This window comes from Shewanella sp. SM68 (genome assembly GCF_025653925.1).
Taxonomy (GTDB): domain Bacteria; phylum Pseudomonadota; class Gammaproteobacteria; order Enterobacterales; family Shewanellaceae; genus Shewanella; species Shewanella oncorhynchi.
Map to the genome: position 1 here is coordinate 161,897 of NZ_JAKKRU010000002.1, position 21,215 is coordinate 183,111.

At 49.1% G+C, this 21,215-nt stretch carries 17 protein-coding genes and 1 riboswitch; of the genes, 4 read left to right on the plus strand and 13 right to left on the minus strand.

What is annotated here, in order from left to right; translation table 11 throughout:
* Window positions 1-25: 25 nt before the first annotated feature.
* Window positions 26-1,489 (plus strand): PLP-dependent aminotransferase family protein, encoded by a 1,464-nt coding sequence (locus L5M40_RS03855; RefSeq protein WP_263175782.1) that lies wholly within the window; start codon window positions 26-28, stop codon window positions 1,487-1,489.
* A 9-nt stretch (window positions 1,490-1,498) separates the two neighbouring features.
* Here the strand turns inward: L5M40_RS03855 and L5M40_RS03860 are convergent, their stop codons facing one another.
* The 3 genes from L5M40_RS03860 to L5M40_RS03870 all read right to left on the minus strand — a co-directional run bounded on the left by L5M40_RS03860 (window position 1,499) and on the right by L5M40_RS03870 (window position 2,929).
* Window positions 1,499-1,882 carry an MAPEG family protein gene (locus tag L5M40_RS03860; protein ID WP_263175783.1) on the minus strand — a complete coding sequence of 128 codons (384 nt, stop codon included), beginning with the start codon at window positions 1,880-1,882 and terminating at the stop codon, window positions 1,499-1,501.
* A 92-nt stretch (window positions 1,883-1,974) separates the two neighbouring features.
* Window positions 1,975-2,370 (minus strand): GNAT family N-acetyltransferase, encoded by a 396-nt coding sequence (locus L5M40_RS03865; protein WP_028759277.1) that lies wholly within the window; start codon window positions 2,368-2,370, stop codon window positions 1,975-1,977.
* A 43-nt stretch (window positions 2,371-2,413) separates the two neighbouring features.
* Window positions 2,414-2,929: an AAA family ATPase gene (locus L5M40_RS03870; protein ID WP_263175786.1), complete on the minus strand. Its 516-nt coding sequence runs from the start codon at window positions 2,927-2,929 to the stop codon at window positions 2,414-2,416.
* Window positions 2,930-3,399: 470 nt separating this feature from the next.
* Here L5M40_RS03870 and L5M40_RS03875 point away from each other — a divergent pair, with 470 nt between their 5' ends.
* Both L5M40_RS03875 and L5M40_RS03880 read left to right on the plus strand, forming a co-directional pair.
* Window positions 3,400-4,518 (plus strand): glycerol dehydrogenase, encoded by a 1,119-nt coding sequence (locus tag L5M40_RS03875; RefSeq protein ID WP_131525605.1) that lies wholly within the window; start codon window positions 3,400-3,402, stop codon window positions 4,516-4,518.
* Between the two features lie 225 nt (window positions 4,519-4,743).
* A complete protein-coding gene (locus tag L5M40_RS03880) occupies window positions 4,744-6,135 on the plus strand; it encodes an NAD-dependent succinate-semialdehyde dehydrogenase (RefSeq protein ID WP_263256267.1) in 1,392 nt (463 codons plus the stop codon).
* A gap of 62 nt (window positions 6,136-6,197) precedes the next feature.
* Here the strand turns inward: L5M40_RS03880 and L5M40_RS03885 are convergent, their stop codons facing one another.
* The 10 genes from L5M40_RS03885 to L5M40_RS03930 form a co-directional block, all read right to left on the minus strand.
* Window positions 6,198-7,025 (minus strand): cobalamin-binding protein, encoded by an 828-nt coding sequence (locus L5M40_RS03885; protein ID WP_263175790.1) that lies wholly within the window; start codon window positions 7,023-7,025, stop codon window positions 6,198-6,200.
* A gap of 76 nt (window positions 7,026-7,101) precedes the next feature.
* Complete coding sequence (locus L5M40_RS03890; protein WP_263175791.1) at window positions 7,102-8,136, minus strand: DUF2235 domain-containing protein; 1,035 nt, start codon at window positions 8,134-8,136, stop codon at window positions 7,102-7,104.
* A 214-nt stretch (window positions 8,137-8,350) separates the two neighbouring features.
* A complete protein-coding gene (gene cobO, locus L5M40_RS03895; protein WP_006085878.1) occupies window positions 8,351-8,974 on the minus strand; it encodes a cob(I)yrinic acid a,c-diamide adenosyltransferase in 624 nt (207 codons plus the stop codon).
* 44 nt (window positions 8,975-9,018) lie between these two features.
* On the minus strand, window positions 9,019-10,653 hold the full coding sequence (locus L5M40_RS03900) for a cobyric acid synthase (RefSeq protein ID WP_263175793.1): 1,635 nt from the start codon (window positions 10,651-10,653) through the stop codon (window positions 9,019-9,021).
* A 105-nt stretch (window positions 10,654-10,758) separates the two neighbouring features.
* The gene (gene cobU / locus L5M40_RS03905; protein WP_263175794.1) at window positions 10,759-11,385 is read right to left on the minus strand and encodes a bifunctional adenosylcobinamide kinase/adenosylcobinamide-phosphate guanylyltransferase; all 627 of its coding nucleotides are present in this window, start codon (window positions 11,383-11,385) and stop codon (window positions 10,759-10,761) included.
* Window positions 11,382-12,170: an adenosylcobinamide-GDP ribazoletransferase gene (locus tag L5M40_RS03910; RefSeq protein WP_028759425.1), complete on the minus strand. Its 789-nt coding sequence runs from the start codon at window positions 12,168-12,170 to the stop codon at window positions 11,382-11,384. Before L5M40_RS03910 ends, cobU begins: the two co-directional genes overlap by 4 nt.
* Before the next feature lie 105 nt (window positions 12,171-12,275).
* Window positions 12,276-13,358, minus strand: a complete 1,083-nt coding sequence (cobT, locus tag L5M40_RS03915) for a nicotinate-nucleotide--dimethylbenzimidazole phosphoribosyltransferase (RefSeq protein ID WP_219233788.1) — start codon at window positions 13,356-13,358, stop codon at window positions 12,276-12,278.
* A gap of 210 nt (window positions 13,359-13,568) precedes the next feature.
* Window positions 13,569-14,699, minus strand: coding sequence for a FecCD family ABC transporter permease (locus tag L5M40_RS03920; protein WP_263175795.1), 1,131 nt, complete (start codon window positions 14,697-14,699; stop codon window positions 13,569-13,571).
* On the minus strand, window positions 14,696-15,577 hold the full coding sequence (locus L5M40_RS03925; protein ID WP_263175796.1) for an ABC transporter ATP-binding protein: 882 nt from the start codon (window positions 15,575-15,577) through the stop codon (window positions 14,696-14,698). The genes L5M40_RS03920 and L5M40_RS03925 overlap by 4 nt, the downstream gene beginning before the upstream one ends.
* A gap of 99 nt (window positions 15,578-15,676) precedes the next feature.
* Window positions 15,677-15,884: riboswitch (cobalamin riboswitch) on the minus strand.
* A 221-nt stretch (window positions 15,885-16,105) separates the two neighbouring features.
* Window positions 16,106-16,831, minus strand: coding sequence for a histidine phosphatase family protein (locus L5M40_RS03930; RefSeq protein WP_173496802.1), 726 nt, complete (start codon window positions 16,829-16,831; stop codon window positions 16,106-16,108).
* 269 nt (window positions 16,832-17,100) lie between these two features.
* Between L5M40_RS03930 and metH the strand changes: the two genes are divergently transcribed.
* Window positions 17,101-20,835 carry a methionine synthase gene (metH, locus tag L5M40_RS03935; protein ID WP_263175797.1) on the plus strand — a complete coding sequence of 1,245 codons (3,735 nt, stop codon included), beginning with the start codon at window positions 17,101-17,103 and terminating at the stop codon, window positions 20,833-20,835.
* Window positions 20,836-21,215 lie beyond the last annotated feature (380 nt).

Genomic DNA, 21,215 nt, shown 5'->3' on the forward strand with positions numbered 1-21,215 from the left:
TATTTTTTACAGCACCAGTTAGCAAATGAAAAAACCTCAATCCAATTTCCCTCACTTGCAACTCAAAGACGGCATCCTCAAAGATCAGCTTTATCATGCGTTTAGAGAGGCCATTCTTGATGGACGTTTACATCCGAGAATGAAGATCCCATCCAGCAGAGCCTTGTCGGAAACCATGCAGATTTCACGTAACTCAGTACTGCAAGGGTTTGAGCGCCTGATTGATGAAGGCTATCTGCTGACTAAACCGGGATCGGGCACTTATGTGTCAGATACCATTCCCGATGAATTGATCGATATTCCAAACCGTGCCAGAGAAAGCGCTCAAGCCTTTGATTCCGATTTAGAAATTAATCCACAGTTAATAGAAATGACGCGACTGAAAGCGAAGGGGAATACGGACCACAGCCATAGCATGTTTAATATTGGCGTCGGATGCGTCGATCTTTTCCCGCACCAACTTTGGGGGCGGCTGTTAGGCCGAGTTTGGCGGCAATCGCGTAAAACCTTAGGTAAATCAAACCATAGCGCGGGGTATTTGCCGCTGCGTGAGGCGATAAGTGATTATGCGCGTTCGACCCGCGGCCTCAATTGCACACCTGAGCAGATCATCATAGTCAATGGAACTCAGCAGGCCATTAACCTCACAGCGCAGGTACTACTCCAACAGGGAGATGAAGTCTGGCTTGATGAACCTGGGTATGACGGGGCTTTAGGTGCTTTTCTCTCGCAAAATATGCGAGTTCGTCCTGTGAGTGTTGATGATGAGGGCACAAATATTGCCGATGCGATCCAGCGGTGGCCCTCAGTGAAACTGGCTTTTACCGCGCCCTCACACCAATTTCCCCTCGGCGGTATGCTAAGTCTGCCACGACGATTGGCCTTACTCGATTGGGCCGCTGAGCAGAGTAAATGGATTTTAGAAGATGACTATAATAGCGAGTTTCGTTATAGCGCCCGCCCAATTCAGGCACTGCAGGGACTCGATAAACAACAGCGGGTGATCTACGCAGGCACCTTTTCCAAGATGCTGCTGCCTGAATTGCGACTCGGCTTTTTGGTGGTGCCCCCTAAACTGATACAGGCTTTCCAGTTGGCAAAATATTATGCCGATACGCACACTGCTCACCTAGAGCAAGCAACATTAGCGTTGTTTATCGCCGAAGGACATTACGCGCGGCATGTTCGCCGAGTGAGAAAAGCCTGCTTAGCACGCCAAACGGCGTTAATCGCGGCAATTGAGCAGTATCTGCCCGACAAATTGTCCGTTCAAACCTCTGACTCAGGTATTCACCTCGTATGTTGGCTAAAAGGCAACTTAACCGAAGAGGAAGTGATCAATAAATGCCGCCAACTCAGTTTAGGTGCACAGCCTTTGTCTCGATATTGCCAAGCGCCCTATCCAAGGCAAGCTATCTTACTGGGCTATGCCGCTCATACGCCTGATGATCTGCGGGAAAGTATCAAAAAACTGGCGCAGATCCTTTAATATCCAAGCTTAAAAAGCCTGAAAGAAAATCCCGAAAGCACTGAAGATGGCAACAAACCATGTGAGGGATCTTAAGGTGCCTTTGTTGGCAAGATAGAGGATGTGATACACAAAGCGGGCGCCGACATGGACGATTGCGAGCCACTCAGTGGTGGGATTTACTTTGCCGGTAGCAATCACCACTAATACGGCTAGGCCAAACACCAGCAATGATTCAAAGGCATTTTGATGTCCCGCAAAAGCGCGAGCGCCAAAACCGGTTAGCTGTGCTTGCTGAGCACGGGGATGATTATTATCGTAACCACCCGTCTTTGCCATAGCCCAAGCCACTGGACCTTTCGCAAGATATGGCAATAACATGGCGACAAATAAGCAAATAAGTAAGGTATTCATGGGGTAATCTTCCTTTGATTGTTGTTTTAAGTTCTACTGTTTGAGTTCTACAGCTATAAGTGCCTAAGTTACAAGTGTATTGGTTAGCGCCGTTATTTCACCATATACATGCCTTCACTTGCGGGACGACTAAATTTAAAGCCAAACTTTTCATAGAGTTCAGGCACATCCGCCATCAGGGTAATATACGCGCCCTCAAAAGCCTCACGATCTAGATAAGCCATGATGTGCTGCATAATAAGCCGCCCTAATCCCTTACCTTGATGCTCAGGATCCACTGCGATATCGACAATTTCGAAGTTGAGCGCGCCGTCACCAACCACACGCCCCATACCCACAGTCTGCTCAGCGAGCTTTATTTGCACGCCATATAAACTCCTTGGCAAAGCCTTAATGGCGCCCTCCAATGGTCTAGGGCTTAAACCTGAAATCTGTCGTAGGCGAACAAAATCATTGGCAGAAACAACGCCTTCAAGCACTTGGTACATGATATTTCCTATTGTTTTATTCAGTCACTTGGCTTTCAACTATTTAGCTTTCAATCACCTCAAGAACAAAGCCTTCATCCAGAGTCGGCGGCTGAAAATAACCGCTCACATGCCAGAACATAGCCTCAGTATCGAACATGGCGCGCTCAGGGTGGCTTTGTCTGCGTTTATCGAGTTGACTCAAACAAAGCGCATCGCTGTGATTAAGATAAATTAGTTTATGGGCGGCGCAATCAGTAAAAATGCTTCGAAACCACAGGCGCTGATTGATAGTATTCGCGGGAAAGTCCATGACCACAGAAACACCCGAACAGAGCAGTTCCTGCACATGCTTTTTAAGCAAAGGCTTAAGGCGAGCGGAATAGCTCAAGTAAGTATCAAAATCTTTAATTTCATCGGGATATAGCGCCGCCAGCCATGCGTCTTCCGAGATTAAAATACAGTTTTCGGCCTCTGCAAGTTGTCGCGATAAGGTTGATTTACCTGCGCCCATTTTGCCACAAAAGAATATTAACGAACCTTTACTGACCAATTGTCCTAACGCATTCTGCTGTGTCATCTTCACTCCTTGATTACTGGTCTTTTATCTCAGCCGACGATTTCACTCGCTATGACACCAATGAACGACAGTACAGAGCGTCACATAAAGCATGAACACCGAGCAAGACTTGGGACGAGTTTAAGGTAATAAAATCCCATTACATTAATGACTATCCTGTGTTTAGACAGCAGACGTTTACCGCTATTCGCACAATCCACCGTTAGCTTTTTTTGAGATCTGACATCTCTTCGCCCTCTTAGATAGCCTCGCTCTCTGAGCCCTACCCTTGCCTTAAACCAGGGGAAACCAAAGCATTTAACTCGAAGAATAAAACAATAAACCACATTATTAATCTAACAATTAAGCACTAAAGTAGTAATTTACGCTTAGCAATAAAAACATTACCACCATTCATGCTATGACATTAATTTAGGCGTATGCTAGGGTAAGAATGAAAGGATAACCGTCATAAGTGCAAAGGAGGCTCTATGAGCACTGTCGTTCCACGTACCGTCACTTCCCCTAAAAAATTCATTATCGGCAAGGGCCTATTAGCTCAAATGCATGATTATGTTAAGGACTTTGGTGACAATGCTTTTATCATCTGCGATGAATTTATCCTCAGCCGCGTGAAGAATGAAGCGGTCGCTGGGCTAGATCAAAATGGGATCAGCAGCCACCTCGAAAAATTCAACTATGAGTGCAGCGAAGCCGAGATAAAGCGCTTAGGCGCGCTGGCAGAACAGCATCATACCAACGTTATTGTTGGAGTTGGCGGTGGAAAAACCTTAGATGCCGCCAAAGCCGTCGCTTTCTATCAAAAACGGCCTGTCATCTTATACCCCACAATTGCTTCAACCGATGCGCCCTGTACTGCACTTGCAGTGATCTACTCCGAAACAGGTGAGTTTGAACGCTATCTGTTTCTGCCACAGAACCCAGATGCTGTCGTTGCCGACACTGCCATTATCGCCGCGGCTCCGGCCCGATTTTTTGCGGCAGGCATAGGCGATGCACTGGCAACCTATTTTGAAGCTCGTGCCTGCTATCAATCGGATGGCGTCAACCTAGTCCTGAAAAAGCCTTCCCGCACAGGGCTGGGATTGGCCCAACTTTGTTATCAGTTACTGACTGAAAATGTTGAAGCTGCTATGGACGCCGTTAAAAACAAAATAGTCACACCTGCGCTAGAGCAAACCATTGAAGCCACCATCTATCTCAGTGGTGTTGGTGCAGAAGCGGGCGGTTTAGCCGCCGCCCATGCCGTAAACAATGGTATGTCAGCGGTGGCAGACTTACATAAAGCTCAGCACGGCGAGAAAGTCGTCTTTGGGCTGCTAACTCAGCTCGTGCTCGAAAATGCCCCAAAAGCCGAAATCGATAACGTTATCCGCATCATCAAAACGGCAGGACTGCCGCTCACACTCGCAGATTTAGGGCTGAAAACCTTTATCGAGGCCGAGTGGCGCAAAGTGGCTGAGATAGCCTGTGCTGAGGGCGATACTATGGGCAATATGCCAATGAAGTTAACCGCAGATGATGTCTATCAAGCCATGATAGCCGCCAATGCCATGGCTGAACGCTATAAAACAGCAGAAGCTTGTTAACCGTAACAACATGACGTGTATACCGTAGGTAAAAATCAACTATACATTTGATTTAATTGATTAATACTACTGAGATAGTTCCTGCTGCCACACGAGTTTACCGTTCATCCTAGGCTTCCTTGCCACATAATCAATGGCAAGGGAGTCCACAACAAACAAGACATTTCCACCCTCGATGCCAAAGCTGGCATTTACGCTCTATTTGTTAAACGCTTGGAGGCACATATGGCTTATGCAACAACCAATCCCTTTACGGGAAAGCTCATTAAAGAATTTCCAAATGCAACAGATACCGAAGTCACACAGGCGATAGAATCCGCCCATCAGGCATTTTTAAGCTGGCGAACCACTCCCTTTGCAGACAAGGCCGCAATACTGTCTAAGGCAGCGAAGATCCTCAGAGACAACAAGTCCAAATACGCCAATCTACTGACCTTAGAAATGGGCAAAGTCACAGCAGAAGCCGAAGCTGAAGTCGAACTGTCGGCGCAAATTTTCGAATACTACGCCGAACATGCCGAGCGACTGCTGGCACCGCAAAAACTGCCGGTTGCCGATCCCGCCGAAGGTGAAGCGATACTGGTTAACGAACCGCTGGGCGTATTATTGGCTATCGAACCTTGGAACTTTCCCTACTACCAAATTGCGCGCATCTTAGCGCCGCAGCTTGCAGCCGGAAATACCTTACTACTCAAACATGCATCCAACGTGCCCCAGTGCGCAGCGGCCTTTGAAGGCTTAATGCGCGATGCCGGACTGCCCTCAGGTGCATTCCAAAATCTGTATGCCACCCGAGAGCAGATAGAACAGATCATCAATTCGCCCAAAGTGCATGGTGTTGCGCTCACAGGATCAGAAGATGCGGGCTCGATCATTGCCGCACTGGCGGGTAAGGCACTGAAAAAGTCCACCCTAGAACTGGGTGGCGCAGATGCCTTTATCGTACTTGAAGATGCCGATCTGCCTAAAACCATCGACTGGGCTGTGTTTGGCCGTCACTGGAACGCGGGACAGGTCTGTACATCATCTAAGCGGATGATCTTAGTTGAAGCTATTTACGATGAATTTATGAAGGGCTATATCAATGGGATTGAAGCGTTAAAAGCGGGCGACCCTATGGACTCGGCCACTACGCTGGCACCGCTGTCTTCCCAAGGCGCGGCCGATGAGTTGAAGCAGAAGATCCGTGATGCCGTAAAACACGGCGCAACCGCGACCGAAGTGGGGCCAAAAGTGCCGCAGCAAGGCGCCTTTGTGCAGCCAACAATACTGACAAACCTGACGCCAGATAACCCAGCCTACTATTGGGAATTCTTCGGCCCTGTGTCCAGTATCCACAGGGTGAAGGATGAGCAAGCAGCGATTGCCATCGCCAATGACTCGCCCTTTGGATTGGGTGGCTCAGTGTTTACCGCCGATACCCAACGCGGGCTGGCGGTCGCTAAGCAGGTTTCCACAGGCATGATGTTTGTCAATCATCCTACTATGGTCAAGGCCGACTTACCCTTTGGTGGCGTGCGCCGCTCAGGTTATGGCCGCGAGTTGATTGATTTAGGATTAAAAGAGTTTGTAAACCACAAGCTGATTAATGTGGTCGACATCAACGCGCCTTTCTAAACGCTTAGAAAATAGCAACATCTGACTAAACGCCTGACGGAATAATCTGTCAGGCGTTTTATTTAACGTGCTTTATCCAAGGCATCACATAAGGCTTGAACGCCGAGTAAAGCTCTGGGCGTCGCGCGATGTAATAGATCGGCATTGAGTTGATAAATATGCTGTTTCTTCACGGCAGGAATTTCTGGCCATTTGCGCCAATCAACCCCTTTCACATTACCTTCTTCCTCACTTTGCAAAATCACCTCGGGCAAGGTCAGCAAGACGTTTTCTAAACTGACTTGCGGATAATCACTGGCGGCATCGTAAAACACATTTTGGCCATGGCACACACTGATGATCTGTTGGATCCAACTGTTTTTAGAGACTGTCATCAAGGGGGTCGACCAGAGTTGATAAAATACCTTAGGTTCTGATTTTTTAGCATTTTCAACCCGCAATCGGATAAGCTCAGCGCGATAAGCGGCCGCAGCCTTGCTTGCTTCTTCAACATGCCCCGTAAGTTGGCCTAACTCTTCAAGCTCCTTGGCGACGCCTTCTAAGGTTTTAGGATCGCTACCATAAAGGTTAAATCCTAACGTCCTAAGCTGGTTGATATCTTCGGCTTTATTACCCGAATCCCACACCACAATCAGATCGGGATTAAGCTCCATCACCCGCTCCATTTGAATACCATAGTAACCACCAATACGCGGGATATTTTTTGCCGCCTCGGGATAATCCGCATAATCGGTTGCGGCCACAATCGTATCGCCCGCACCTATGGCGTAAAGCATTTCCACCGCATGGGGCGAGAGCGCAATAATGCGTTTAGCGGGCTGCGCCAATACGCTATGAGGGAGAAACAGACTGAGCCCAAAAACGAGTCCAGCTAAGTGTCGCTTAATCATGATATGCCTTAGTATTTATCCCCAAACCGCCTAAAGATGCAGGCGTAGTCTCTTCAGGTCACTTGGGGTTATAGAGTTAAACTAGCGGCTCTGGCCAGCCATAGTGTTCGATATAAGTTTGTAGATTCTTGGGGCGATACTGAGGATCTTGATCCCAGCGGGTCTTCACCGAATGATGCAAAAGTACTGGGACTTGCTCAGGGTCGAGTGGTCGCAAATATTCCTGTTTTATCCGATAAAAACTGCGTCTCGAGTCATGTAAGGTCGCGAGCGGATTTGGATGCACACTCGCGGCTAAGTGTGGCTCTAGGCTTAAATTAAATTTCTGCGCCTCGGATATCATCCACAACAGTGCAATATCCGACAACAATGAACCGTCTTTATCGGGTTTATAACTGCCGCCAATATTGCTATGGGCACCCGCAAACCACACTTGCTGCATGTCCATATTGTCGCGTAGTTGCCAAATGGTCGGCTCAAAATCACTGCGATGTTCATCTATGGCTAAGGCATGACGGGCAACGCGCACATTGCGGCCAATTTTAGTGTCGTAAAACTCGTCTTTATCTTCGAACAAGCCTAAAAATGAAATAGGGATCCCCATAGCGCCCACTGTATCCCACACGCCAACAAACTTGATTTCCCGAGACTCATGACTGTATCTCGCTCTAAATTCGAGGGATTTTTCACCATCAGGCGCAAAGGGCGCACTGCTTTTTTTATAGTGGTCGAAAGCTTGTTGAATCAACGCCGCATCGGGACGTTTGAGTATGCCGCAGTTATTAATCAAGCCACACAGGCAACGCACTGTGTAAGCACCACGACTAAAGCCAAAGAGGTAAATCTCATCGCCGGGGGAATAGTTTTGCACTATATAGCGATACCCATCCATGATGTTTTTATGTAAACCGCGCCCTGTTGCGCCACCAATGGTTTGATCGTAATAGGAACCCACACCCCAATCATAAAATACTTGTTGGGGTTTGCCGTCACTGGCCAAAGGGCTAATCGCCCGCGCGAGGCGCAGCACATTGGTGGGGAAATCGACCATAAGATCTTTCTCGGGCCGATTCCAAGTCCCATCGGCACAAATCACGATACGCTTATTCATAGGATCATCCTTGAGAACGCTTTGAACACTGAACGGCTAGAAGCTAACCCATAGTCACTAACAACAAATTGTCGCTAGTTGCTAGTCACTAATAGGCAGTTACTCGTCCTCAAACTTAGCGCATTTTATGCCTGTGCTAAAGCCATTCGCGCGTCTTACTTAACATTGCAACCAACAATGCTGCGTCACTTATGCGCCGACATTTAAGGTTCGATTAGTAATCAAAACCTTGCTGTGCCTTGATACCCGCTTCAAAGGCGTGTTTCAGCGGCTGCACTTCGCTGACCGTATCTGCAAGCTCGATGATTGCACGGTGGCAAGCACGGCCAGTGATAATCACATGCTGCATCGGTGGGCGATTTTTAAGTGCGCTAAGCACGCGTTCCACATCCAGATAGTGATAGCTCACCATATAGGTGAGTTCATCGAGCATAAGGCAATCTATGCTCTCATCTTGCAGCAGCTTTTCGGCGGCTTCCCAAGCGAGTACAGCGGCGGCGGTATCCTTTTCTTTATCTTGGGTTTCCCAGGTAAAACCTGTGCCCATTACATGAAACTCAACCCCTGCACCTTCGAGTAAATTGCGCTCACCGCACTCCCAAGTGCCTTTGATAAATTGCACTACAGCGGCTTTTTTACCGTGACCGACGGCGCGGGCCACAGTGCCAAAACCTGAGGTCGATTTGCCTTTACCGTTACCGGTTAACACCAGCAGAATCCCCTTCTCCTCTTGGGCGGCGGCAATTTTAGCATCCACACCTGCTTTCACTTTCTGTTGACGAGCCTTGTGGCGTTCGGCCTTGATTTGCGCTTGTTCGTTGTCGTTCTGTGCTGTCATGGTCTTCTCTTCACTCTGCTGCTAAAAATGTCTGCTTCTAAAACTTATGCTTCTAAAATTGGCTGTAATTTTTGCATGTCTAAATGCTCGGCTAACACATCGGCTAAACGATCGAGTTGCTGCTCACGTATTTGATTGATATCTATCGCCTTAGCATCGTTTAATCCTGCCCAGCGCAAAATCAACTGACACGCATCGGGGCTATCAAACAGCCCATGTAAATAAGTACCTAAGATTTGCCCGTCATCGCTTTGCAGGCCATCGGCAAAGCTCACAGATGTGGATTCAGGGATTAACTGCAAGGGCACATTTGTTTGTTCAAGCCTAGGGATAAGATAGCTTGATTCACCGCAGTGGATTTCATAGCCCTTCACAGCAACCTTTTGCCCAAGTAACGTTAGCTCACCTCTCACTCGCCGTAACTGTTTTTCGGCTTTGAGTTCTGTGCTCAGCGGCAGGTAGCCAAGTCCTGCGGTATCACCCGCACTGTCTTCAATGCCTAAGGGATCGGCAATGCTTTGGCCTAGCATTTGATAGCCGCCACAAACGCCTAGCACTTTTCCGCCGTAACGCAGGTGTGTGGCGATATCTTTATCCCAGCCTTGCTGGCGTAAAAAAGCTAAATCGGCGCGCACATTCTTACTGCCGGGCAAGATCAATACATCGGCGGCGGGCAAATGAGTCGCGTGACTCGCGGCTTGGGTTTGCAACGACACATAGTCAAAATCAATATTGGGATGCAGCCGCAGCGGATCAAAATCCGTGTGATTACTGATCCTTGGGTACACTAATACCCGCACTTTTAAGCGGCTGTTAGCGCCTTTAGTCGGCGAGCTTATCAGCGCATCTTCGGCATCGAGATGTAAATCATGCAGATAAGGCAACACACCTAAAACAGGCTTGCTCGTATAAGCTTCAAGCCAATCGAGCCCTGATTGCAACAGGCTAATATCACCACGGAAACGGTTGATCACAAAGCCCTTTACCCGCGCCTGTTCGGATTCTGATAACAAGGCCAAGGTCCCGACCAAATGGGCAAATACGCCACCTTTATCAATATCGGCAATGATAATCACAGGGCAATCCACAGCTTCGGCAAATCCCATGTTGGCAATATCACCTTCACGCAGATTGATCTCCGCTGGACTACCCGCGCCTTCAACCACTATGGTTTGATACTGGGCCGTCAATCGCTCGAAGGACTCCAGCACAGCGCCAAGCGCCATTGCCTTGTAATCCTTAGATTTAGGCCCAAAAAAGGCCGAGGCTTCGAGTGTCGTCAGGGCTTTGCCATGAACAATAATTTGCGCGCCCGTGTCCGAGCTTGGTTTAAGCAGAATGGGATTAAAATCGGTATGGGGCTCAAGATAACAGGCCACGGCTTGCAAGGCCTGTGCGCGGCCAATCTCGCCGCCATCGACAGTAACAGCGCTATTGAGCGCCATATTTTGCGGCTTAAAGGGCGCAACCTTAATCCCCTGACGAGCGAGCAAACGACAAATGCCTGCGACTAAGGTGCTCTTGCCCGCATCCGATGTAGTGCCCTGCACCATTAAGACTGCCGCGCGCCGAGGTGAATTAACCGCAGGCGTATTAATTGCGGGCGTATTAACTACAGGAGTGTCAGCGGTATCGAGTGCATTAGCACAGGCTGTGTTGTCTGTGTTTGGAGAGGACATAGGTTTAAAAGGCTTATTCTAGTTTGCAGTCATTAACATAACAGTTCAGTCTAAAAATCACTTAAGTATGCAACTTAAGCTTAAAACGTGGACTGAGCACAAAGTCTAAAGTGGTTTCAATGCTAAGGGTAAACCCGCAACCACTAAGGTGACATTGTCCGCTAAGGTCGCCACGGCTTGATTTAACCAGCCTGCTTCATCAACAAATTGTCGGCTCAACTCACCTAAGGGCACTATGCCAGAACCGACTTCGTTACTGATCAAAATCACCACTCCCTCAAGCTCGACGAGGGAATCCACAAAAGCTGTTTTCTCGGCCTGCCAACTCGCATAAGCTTTATCGTCAGAGATTGAAGTAGCAGAGGTTGAAACGGCAAAGTCAGTCGCATTCCACTCAGTCGGTGCGGGTTCATCATCGATATTAAGGTTCGATGCAAGTAATTGATTCGTTAACCAAAGGGTTAAACAGTCTACTAAAATCACTCGCCCAGGTTTTGCTAACCGTTTTAACAGTGCAGTGAGGGCGAGCGACTCTTCAAACAATTGCCATTCGATACCATCGTCCAATCGTCCCGCTTGATGCTTGGCGATACGTGTCGACATTTCATCATCTAGCGCCTGCGCCGTCGCCACATAGCAAGCATCGAAGCCAAGCGCAGTGTACTGACGCACTAAGGCTTCGCCGTAGCGACTCTTACCGCTACGGGCGCCGCCTAGGACGAGGTGGATCACAGTATGTTACCCACAACGAGCAATACAAAATAACACACGATTTCAGATATTTGCTGCGCCGCGCCTAAGGTATCACCCGTGTAACCGCCAATCTGGCGTCTAAAGATCACTATGATCAAACGGCGCAGTCCTATCATCACCAATAGCAATGACAATGCCGCTAACCCCTTGAGGAATAACAGCACTAATACGCCGCTGGCGATCAGGATAAGCAGCTCATTTATACCTTGATGTTGCGATAGCGGCTTAGACTTACTGGTTTCGTCATCGCGGACATATTTTTCACTAAAGATGATACTGGCTGATACCACACGGCTCACAGTATGCGCGACGATAAGTGCTGAACCCGCGACTACAGGATCGTACAGGGCCAACTCGACTAACAACTGCCATTTCAGCAGCAAAGCCAACATCAGTGCCAGTGCGCCATAACTGCCAAGGCGCGAGTCTTTCATGATCCGCAGCTTGTCTTCAGCCGTCCAACCCCCGCCAAAACCGTCGAAGGTATCGGCTAGGCCATCCTCGTGGAATCCGCCCGTGAGCAAGACGCCAACCAACATAGCTAAAAGAACAGAAACGCCAGCGGGGAGCCAGTTCTGCGTCAGCCAAAACACTATGGCGCTTAACAAACCGACCAGAAGACCGACGAGACCGAAATAACGGCTGGCCTTATTCAACTTATCGCTATCGACTTCGACCCACTTAGGCATAGGAATGCGGGTAAAATAGCCCATGGCAACTAAAAATAAATCTATCTCTTTGTGCCAGCTTTCGCGTTCTGACATAAAGCATCCTTAGTGAATTCACACTTGCTGCAAGGTTTAAAATTAAAACGGTTGGCTAAAGGCTATTATTTTAAATAAGTAAAATAAGCGACTTAGCAGAGCACATCATACAACAGCCTCAATCCCCGCATCACTAAAACTCGCCATTTGATTGTAAAAATTTACTGAGGCTTGAATAAGCGGCAATGCCAAGGCCGCCCCCGTACCTTCGCCTAATCTCAGCCCTAGGGATAATAAAGGTTTAGCCTGCAAAAATTCTAACATTCGCAGATGACCTTGCTCATCGGATTGATGGGCAAAAATCAAATAATCACGCACATTAGGGGCGATTTGCACCGCGACTAATGCCGCCGCTGTCGCGATAAAACCGTCCACGACCACCAGCATTTTACGTTCGGCGGCGGCTAACATAGCCCCCGTCATCTGCACAATTTCAAAACCTCCTAGGCAAGCTAACACTGACTTAGGCCCAGTTAAGGCGCTTTGATGCAGCAATAACGCGAGCTCAATCAGCATCAATTTACGTTCTAAGGTTTCACTATTAATGCCAGTACCACGGCCGACACAATCAATCACATCCAGCTGCATGATCGCCGCCATAATGGCCGCAGCAGAGGAGGTATTGCCTATGCCCATTTCACCAAAGGCGACTAAGTTACAACCCGCTTGATGGTGACGTTCAATCAAATCGCGCGCCATCGCAAAGCCTTTATCGACGGTTTCAAGCGCCATTGCGGGCTCTAAATGGATTGCCCCCGTTCCAGCACCAAGACGTTGATCAATAATGCCTTCAACCCCTTCAACTGGCGTTAACATACCGCAATCGATCACTTCGAGCTTAAAGCCCACCTGCCGACAAAAAACGTTAATCGCCGCGCCGCCATGGGCAAAGTTTTGCACCATTTGGTGAGTCACTTCGCTAGGGGCAATCGACACGCCTTCTGCGGCAATGCCATGATCCCCCGCAAACACTAACATGGTTGGATGGACTATTTTGAGCACATCCGTTTGTGGCTGCTCCGTTTGTTGCAAATCAGTCGCTTGCACGCGGGCAATCTGCAAGGCTAAGGATTCGAGCTGACCTAAGGCACCGGGCGGCTTAGTCTTAAGATCAATTTTCTGCAGAATCACCAGATCCTGCGCTTTACTCACAGGGCTTATTTGAAAAGACACGGCTGACTGAGACATCCACACTCCACTTTGTAATCTACATTAAATAACCACAACGCATCCCGCGTCTATGACGAACATGTCCAATTGTGCATTTCCAATCGCGGGTGGGATATCAACAGAAATACTGATTATCCCGCCAGCCTGCGCTTACGACATGACTCTAGGATGACGACTTAACTCTGGGTTTACGTCCTGACTAGGTGTGCCTACGGCATGACCTTGTATTTACGCCATGACTCTACGCTTACGTAAAATCAGCAAAAAGAACATGCTACCTATGGCGGCCGTGATAATGCCCACGGGCAACTCTTGATTACCCAATAAACAGCGCGCTAATACATCAATCCACACCATAAATAAGCCGCCCACCAACGCCGTTAATAAAATCGGTTGACGACCGGGAAACAGCATACGCACGGTATGGGGGATCATTAACCCGACAAAACCGATACCGCCGCAGGTAGCCACCAAAATAGCGGTAATCAAGGAGCAGAGCAGCAACATATTGAGCCGCAGCTTAGGCACATTCACCCCTAAGGTATGCGCCGTTTCATCCCCCGCCTGCAACGCCATGATCTGCCGTTTCATGCCTAAAATAATGAATAAACTCGCGCCAATCACCAGTGTTGGCAGTACTAACAAGGACCAACTGGCCTTTGCAAAACTGCCTAAACTCCAAAACAGCACAGAGGCTGTCGCCTGCGGACTGGCGAAATACAACAACAGACTCGTTAATGCGCCGAACATAAAGGAGGTCGCCACACCAGAGAGCAACATGCGCTCCACTTGGCTATTAAGCCCAAGGCCAGACAAGGCAAGCACTATCAGCACCGACAAACTGGCGCCAATAAAAGCGCCCAAGGGCAAGCTAAACCAAAGCAAACCAGACAAGGCACCCGAACCGCTAAAAAGCCCAGAATGTGCCGCCATGCCCGCATTATCAAAAAATCCAGAGCCCGTGAATAAGGTCAACATCACCACAGCGCCAAAGGACGCGCCAGAGCTAATGCCAAACAAATAGGGATCGGCGAGCGGATTGCGAGTCACGGTTTGCAACACACTGCCCGCCAGTGACAAACCCGCACCCGCCACAAAAGCCAGTAAAATGCGCGGTAGCCTGAGCTCCATCACAATGCGTTCAGTCATGCCATTGGCTTGAGTGAGGTTCGTCGCCTTATTGATAAATACTTGAATAACATCCGTAAAACTGATGTTCGCCGCACCAAAACTTGTCGCGGCAATAGGCGTTATCAAAGTGATGATACCTAATACTAGCAGCATCAGTTGTTGTCTCGTCAACGGTGTCACGATACGCCCCAAATATGAGATGAAATATTGTTTACTCCCCTGAGTCATCCACCTTCGCCTCGCTCGTTCAGGCCATGATCTACATGGTGGTAACCATAAAAATAGCTGATTAAGGGCTTTTTATGTTGTGGATGGGGCGATACCTGAACACACACGCCAAACACATCGCCAATTCGCGCCTCGGTTAATACTTCGGTTGGCGTCCCCATAGCGCTGACTTCCCCGTTATGGATCAACAACAAACTGTCGCACAGGGCACTGGCTAAATTAAGATCATGAATAGAGGCAATCACGCTGATGCCAAGACTACGCACCAATTCGAGGATTTGAATTTGATAGCGCACATCGAGGTGGTTCGTTGGCTCATCGAGGATTAAAAGCTGCGGCTGCTGCACTATGGCGCGGGCAATTAAGGCGCGTTGCTTTTCACCGCCGGATAAGTGTTCATATTGTTGGTGCATCTTATGGCTCAAGCCGACTTTCTCTAAAGCCTTAGCAATACGCTCAGTATCACAGCTCGAATTGGTATCGAACATACCCTTGTGGGGCGTTAAGCCCATGCTGACCAATTGCTCTGTGGTGAGGTCAAAATAGTGCGGTGTATCCTGCTGTACTACGGCGACGCGACAGGCAAACGCCTTGGGCGACAAGCGCTCAATATCTTGATCAAAAAGGGTAATTTTGCCCTGAGTCGGGCGAACAAACCGATACAAACAGCGCAGCAAGCTAGACTTGCCCGCACCGTTAGGGCCAATCAGCCCCAGCATCTGCCCCGTTGGCAGCGTAAAGTTAATATTGGAAAGTATGGTTTTGCCATCGATACACCAGCTCAACTGGCTCACATTAAGTGCGACTGATGGGCTCAATGACGGGTTAGTGTCACTGTCATTCACGGGGCTGTTAGTTTGGATTGCAGAAAGTTTCACCTAAGCGGCGCTCCTATCGAGTCCAAACCTGTATAAAAAAAGGTTGTACACATTGTCATCTGCTCCCTCGAGTCACCCGCTCGAGAACTAAGGCTGCACGCAGCGATAACAGAAATAGGCAGGTCTCCTGACTTGTAGAAAAGAAGGAGCTAGGCTCTAGAATCTAGAATCTAGAATCTAGGTGCTTCTTTAAACTACTCACAGTTGCGGGCACAGTTCGGGCTGACTGACGAGCAGCTCCCCGATTCCCTATTATGTTTGGGTTGATATGCTCTTTGTTAACAACGCCACTATTAATTAAAACAGCGGAGCGATTCGAACAAAGAGAGTCTATTCCCAACACCTATTTCTGCGACGTTATCACTCATTGCGCATGTAATACGCTATCTCGTTCAAACGTCAGGGAAAAGCATTATCCTACATCTATCCCATTAGGCAATGCTGTTTAAATCAGAATATTTTCATGTCAGCTTATTCTCGCCAAACGATCACGCCTAAACCATAACTCCTAGGTCGTGAAATAAGGCCTCAACACCTGCGCCCACTCGGCCAATCTAAACGCCAATAGCAGGCACCCTGTTCATCTTGCAGCACATTAATGCTCACCACGGCCGCCACGGGTAAATCGAGTTGACTATAAAACCCCACCGCCCGTTCAACCCCTAAGGCACGCGCCATTAAGTGACGGATCACCCCGCCGTGGGTCACGACCCACACTTGAGTGGCAGGCATATTATCAGCGGTTTCATTAATGGCACTGTTTTCATTACCCATTTTATGTGAGTCAAGGGTCAATCGTTCAAACTCGGCGGCGAGTATCTGGTCAATCGTCCCATTCACCCGCGACTCAAAACTTGCCATAGTTTCACCATTAGGCGGCGGAGTTTGCCAAGGGTCTTGCCAATACGCCGCTAAGCGTTCGCCCTCTTGTTGATACAGTTCATCGAGCCGACAACCGTCCCAATCACCAAAATCAATTTCCTGTAAACCCGACAAACACTGCGCCTGCAATGGCCTTGACTCAGATATCTGTGCCGCCGTCGAATGCAGCTCGGCGGCAAAAGCGTGGGCAAAATCGGCGCAGCGGCGTGAAGTCGAGCTATAAATCGCGCTACACACGCTGGCCTGTGACTCAACTGCAGCCGACATTTGTTGCCAACCCTTTTTGCTTAAAGGCACATCCACACGACCCCGCAAGATAGCGCCGCCTTCACACTCACCGTGGCGTAACAATAACAATCGAACTTGTTTCATATATGCCTTTTTAGTTAGGGACTAGATGCTAGGAACTCAAGCCGAGGGCCTAAATTCTAGATTCTAGATTCTCGCTCCTAATGCCTTTGACTTTCATCTTGCCCTGACAATCATAAGTCGCGTATTATGGACGTCTATACGTTTAAATGTCCAAAACAAATTTTTAAGAACAAGTATTCAAAAAATGTCGGCTGACGACAATAAAATGCACTTAGCATAACAATGGCCGATTTTTGGACTTAACTTAGCTGTATTTAAGGTAACTATTTATGACGATACCCTCTACCAAAGCCGGCCAGATATTGGCAGACATACGCAAACAGCTTGCAGAGCGCATTCTGATCTTAGACGGTGCCATGGGCACTATGATCCAAGGTTACAAGCTGGAAGAAGAGGACTATCGCGGCGAACGCTTTAAAGATTGGCACACTGACGTCAAAGGCAACAACGATTTATTGGTCTTGTCACAGCCTCACATCATCAAACAAATTCACACCGACTACTTAAACGCCGGTGCCGACATCATTGAAACCAACACCTTTAACGCCACCACCATCGCCATGGCCGACTACGACATGCAGTCGCTGTCCGCCGAAATTAACTTAGTCGGCGCGCGCCTCGCCCGTGAAGCCTGTGATGAAGCCTTTGCTGCCACAGGCATTCCGCGCTATGTCGCCGGTGTGTTAGGCCCCACTAACCGTACGTGTTCGATTAGCCCTGATGTGAACGACCCAGGCTACCGCAACGTCAGCTTCGATGAGTTAGTGACTGCTTACAAAGAATCCACTAAGGCGCTGATTGAAGGCGGCGCGGATATCATTATGGTCGAGACCATATTCGATACCTTAAACGCCAAGGCTGCGCTGTTTGCGATTGAATCCGTATTCGATGACTTATTCGGTCAGCATTCTAAAGACAGATTGCCGATCATGATTTCGGGCACCATTACCGATGCCTCTGGCCGCACACTGACTGGCCAAACGACCGAAGCCTTTTACAATTCCCTTCGCCATATCAAGCCCTTATCTATCGGTCTTAACTGTGCACTTGGGCCAAAAGAATTACGCCCCTATGTGGAAGAATTATCCCGCATCAGTGAGTGTTATGTGTCGGCGCATCCGAATGCGGGCCTGCCGAACGAGTTTGGCGGTTACGATGAAACCCCAGAAGACATGGCGAACGTGATCGAAGATTGGGCGCGCGAAGGCATGCTTAATATTATCGGGGGTTGTTGTGGTAGTACGCCTGAACATATCCGCGTGATCCGCGAAGCGGTGAGCCGTCACGATCCACGTATTTTGCCGGACATTCCGGTCGCTTGCCGCTTGGCAGGTTTGGAACCACTGACTATCGACGCCCAATCCCTGTTCGTTAACGTGGGTGAGCGCACCAACGTTACAGGCTCGGCCAAGTTTTTAAAGTTGATCAAAGAAGGCAAGTTTGAGCAAGCGCTCGATGTCGCCCGCGAGCAGGTCGAAAGCGGCGCGCAAATCATCGACATCAACATGGACGAAGGCATGCTCGATGGCGCCGAGATCATGCACAAGTTTTTAAACTTGATAGCCTCTGAGCCCGACATCAGCCGCGTACCTATTATGATCGACTCCTCTAAGTGGGAAGTCATCGAAGCTGGCCTCAAATGTATTCAAGGCAAGGGCATAGTTAACTCTATTTCCCTCAAAGAAGGCGAAGCCAAGTTTATTGAGCAAGCCACCTTAGTGAAACGCTACGGTGCGGCGGCCATTATCATGGCGTTCGACGAGCAAGGTCAGGCCGACACTAAGGCGCGTAAAATCGAAATCTGTACCCGCGCCTATCGGGTGTTGGTCGATAAGGTCGGCTTTCCGCCCGAAGACATCATCTTCGACCCGAATATTTTCGCCATCGCCACAGGTATCGATGAACACGACAACTATGCCGTCGATTTTATTGATGCCATTAAAGCGATTAAAACCACCCTGCCCCACGCAATGATTTCGGGCGGCGTATCGAACGTGTCGTTCTCATTCCGCGGTAACAACCCAGTGCGCGAAGCGATTCACGCGGTATTCCTGTACCACGCCATCAAAGTCGGCATGGATATGGGCATTGTCAATGCGGGCCAGTTAGCCATTTACGACGATATCGATCCTGAGCTTAAAGTGCGGGTCGAAAACGTGGTGCTTAACTTGCCCTGCCCAGTGGAAGGCTCGAGCAATACCGAGCAGTTACTTGAAATCGCAGAGAAATTCCGCGGTGATGGCGCGCAGGTCGGTAAGAAAGAAGATTTAGAATGGCGCAGCTGGCCAGTGAGTCAACGCTTATCCCATGCGCTCGTCAAAGGCATTACCGAATTTATCGATGAAGATACCGAAGCCGCTCGCCAAGAAGCGAAACGTCCACTGGATGTGATTGAAGGCGCCTTGATGGACGGCATGAACGTGGTCGGCGACTTGTTCGGCTCGGGCAAGATGTTCCTGCCGCAGGTGGTGAAATCGGCGCGGGTAATGAAAAAAGCCGTGGCTTACTTAAACCCTTATATCGAGCTAGAAAAGGTCGAAGGCCAATCTAACGGCAAGATTTTGATGGTGACGGTAAAAGGCGACGTGCACGATATCGGCAAGAATATCGTCGGCGTGGTGCTCGCCTGTAACGGTTTTGAGGTATTCGATTTAGGTGTGATGGTGTCGGTGGAGCGAATTCTCGACGCCGTGAAAGAACACAATATCGATATCATCGGCATGTCGGGCCTCATCACGCCGAGTCTGGACGAGATGGTGCATAACGTGAAAACCTTCCACCGCGAAGGCTTAACCATTCCGGCGATTATCGGCGGCGCCACTTGCTCTAAAATCCACACAGCGGTGAAGATTGCGCCCCATTATCCCCATGGCGCTATTTATATCGCCGATGCGTCCCGCGCCGTGCCTATGGTGAGTAAACTCATCAACAACGAGACACGCCAAGCGACCATAGACGAAACCTATGCTGAATACGACGACATGCGTACTAAGCGTCTATCCCAAGCCAAGCGCAAAGAGATAGTGTCACTCGAAGCGGCCCGTGAAAACCGCTGCCAACACGATTGGGCCAACTACACCCCGTTCACGCCAAACGTGCTCGGTCGCCAAATATTTGATAATTATCCATTAGAAGACTTAGTCGAGCGTATCGACTGGACACCGTTTTTCCGCTCGTGGGAATTGCACGGCCACTACCCCGAAATCCTCACCGATAAAGTGGTCGGTGAAGAAGCACAGAAGCTATTCGCCGATGGTCAGGCCATGCTCAAGCAAATCATCGAAGAAAAGTGGCTCACGGCGAAAGCAGTTATCGGCTTATTCCCAGCCAATACCGTCAATTACGACGACATTGAGCTGTACACCGATGAGTCGCGTACCACAGTCGAAATGACCACACATCACCTGCGGATGCAGCTTGAACGTGTCGGCAACGACAACTTCTGCCTATCCGATTTTGTTGCACCAAAAGACTCAGGCGTCGCCGATTACATGGGCGGCTTTGCGGTGACCACAGGCCACGGCATAGACGAACATGTGGCACGTTTTGAAGCCAACCACGACGACTACAACGCCATCATGCTCAAATGCTTAGCCGACCGTTTGGCCGAAGCCTTTGCCGAGCGGATGCACGAACGGGTACGTAAAGAGTTTTGGGGTTATGCGGCCGACGAGCAGTTAAGCAACGAAGCCTTAATCCGTGAGAAATACAAAGGTATACGCCCCGCACCCGGTTACCCAGCTTGCCCTGATCACACAGAAAAAGGCTTGTTATGGGACTTGCTCAAGCCCGATGAGACCATCGACTTGAACATCACCGAAAGCTACGCCATGTTCCCCACAGCGGCAGTATCGGGCTGGTATTTCGCCCACCCGAAATCGCGCTACTTTGGCGTGAGTAATATAGGCCGCGATCAAGTGGAAGATTATGCGAAGCGTAAAGGGATGACTATTGCCGAAACGGAGAAGTGGCTGGCGCCAGTGTTGGATTATGATCCTGAGTAGGGAGTGATCCTGAGTAATCATTGGTACTCATTAGTACCCAAGTTTCACTTGGGAGATTAGACAAATGCGCGATTAAGGGGCTGAGTCGTAGCCCCTTATTTTTAGTTTTAATGTCTAACTTTAAAATCAAAATAAAAAATCAAAATAAAAAATCAAAGTCGTGGAATTCCATTCCACACCAGGGCAAGAAGGGGATCAACAGCAATCCCCCTCTTGCATCTCCCCTTGCCGCCCCTAGCGAAGTTACATGCATTAGTTACCTGTCTCATACTCCAATAAAAATCGCCTAACGGCTCAGATGGCACATCCATGTGCCCCCGAGCCTGCGCCATCATCCATGATGTCGCCACGGCATTTTTATCTGCGTATTTCGACAACTT

Excerpts from the sequence above, each read along its gene's own strand:
- L5M40_RS03890 (WP_263175791.1), bottom strand. The coding sequence starts at position 8,136 with ATGAATAAGCGTATCGTGATTTGTGCCGATGGGACTTGGAATCGGCCC.
- L5M40_RS03880 (WP_263256267.1), top strand. The coding sequence starts at position 4,744 with ATGGCTTATGCAACAACCAATCCCTTTACGGGAAAGCTCATTAAAGAA.
- L5M40_RS03855 (WP_263175782.1), top strand. The coding sequence starts at position 26 with ATGAAAAAACCTCAATCCAATTTCCCTCACTTGCAACTCAAAGACGGC.
- cobO (WP_006085878.1), bottom strand. The coding sequence starts at position 8,974 with ATGACAGCACAGAACGACAACGAACAAGCGCAAATCAAGGCCGAACGC.
- L5M40_RS03930 (WP_173496802.1), bottom strand. The coding sequence starts at position 16,831 with ATGAAACAAGTTCGATTGTTATTGTTACGCCACGGTGAGTGTGAAGGC.
- L5M40_RS03865 (WP_028759277.1), bottom strand. The coding sequence starts at position 2,370 with ATGTACCAAGTGCTTGAAGGCGTTGTTTCTGCCAATGATTTTGTTCGC.
- L5M40_RS03885 (WP_263175790.1), bottom strand. The coding sequence starts at position 7,025 with ATGATTAAGCGACACTTAGCTGGACTCGTTTTTGGGCTCAGTCTGTTT.
- L5M40_RS03900 (WP_263175793.1), bottom strand. The coding sequence starts at position 10,653 with ATGTCCTCTCCAAACACAGACAACACAGCCTGTGCTAATGCACTCGAT.
- L5M40_RS03870 (WP_263175786.1), bottom strand. The coding sequence starts at position 2,929 with ATGACACAGCAGAATGCGTTAGGACAATTGGTCAGTAAAGGTTCGTTA.
- cobT (WP_219233788.1), bottom strand. The coding sequence starts at position 13,358 with ATGTCTCAGTCAGCCGTGTCTTTTCAAATAAGCCCTGTGAGTAAAGCG.
- L5M40_RS03875 (WP_131525605.1), top strand. The coding sequence starts at position 3,400 with ATGAGCACTGTCGTTCCACGTACCGTCACTTCCCCTAAAAAATTCATT.
- L5M40_RS03860 (WP_263175783.1), bottom strand. The coding sequence starts at position 1,882 with ATGAATACCTTACTTATTTGCTTATTTGTCGCCATGTTATTGCCATAT.
- L5M40_RS03910 (WP_028759425.1), bottom strand. The coding sequence starts at position 12,170 with ATGTCAGAACGCGAAAGCTGGCACAAAGAGATAGATTTATTTTTAGTT.
- metH (WP_263175797.1), top strand. The coding sequence starts at position 17,101 with ATGACGATACCCTCTACCAAAGCCGGCCAGATATTGGCAGACATACGC.
- L5M40_RS03920 (WP_263175795.1), bottom strand. The coding sequence starts at position 14,699 with ATGACTCAGGGGAGTAAACAATATTTCATCTCATATTTGGGGCGTATC.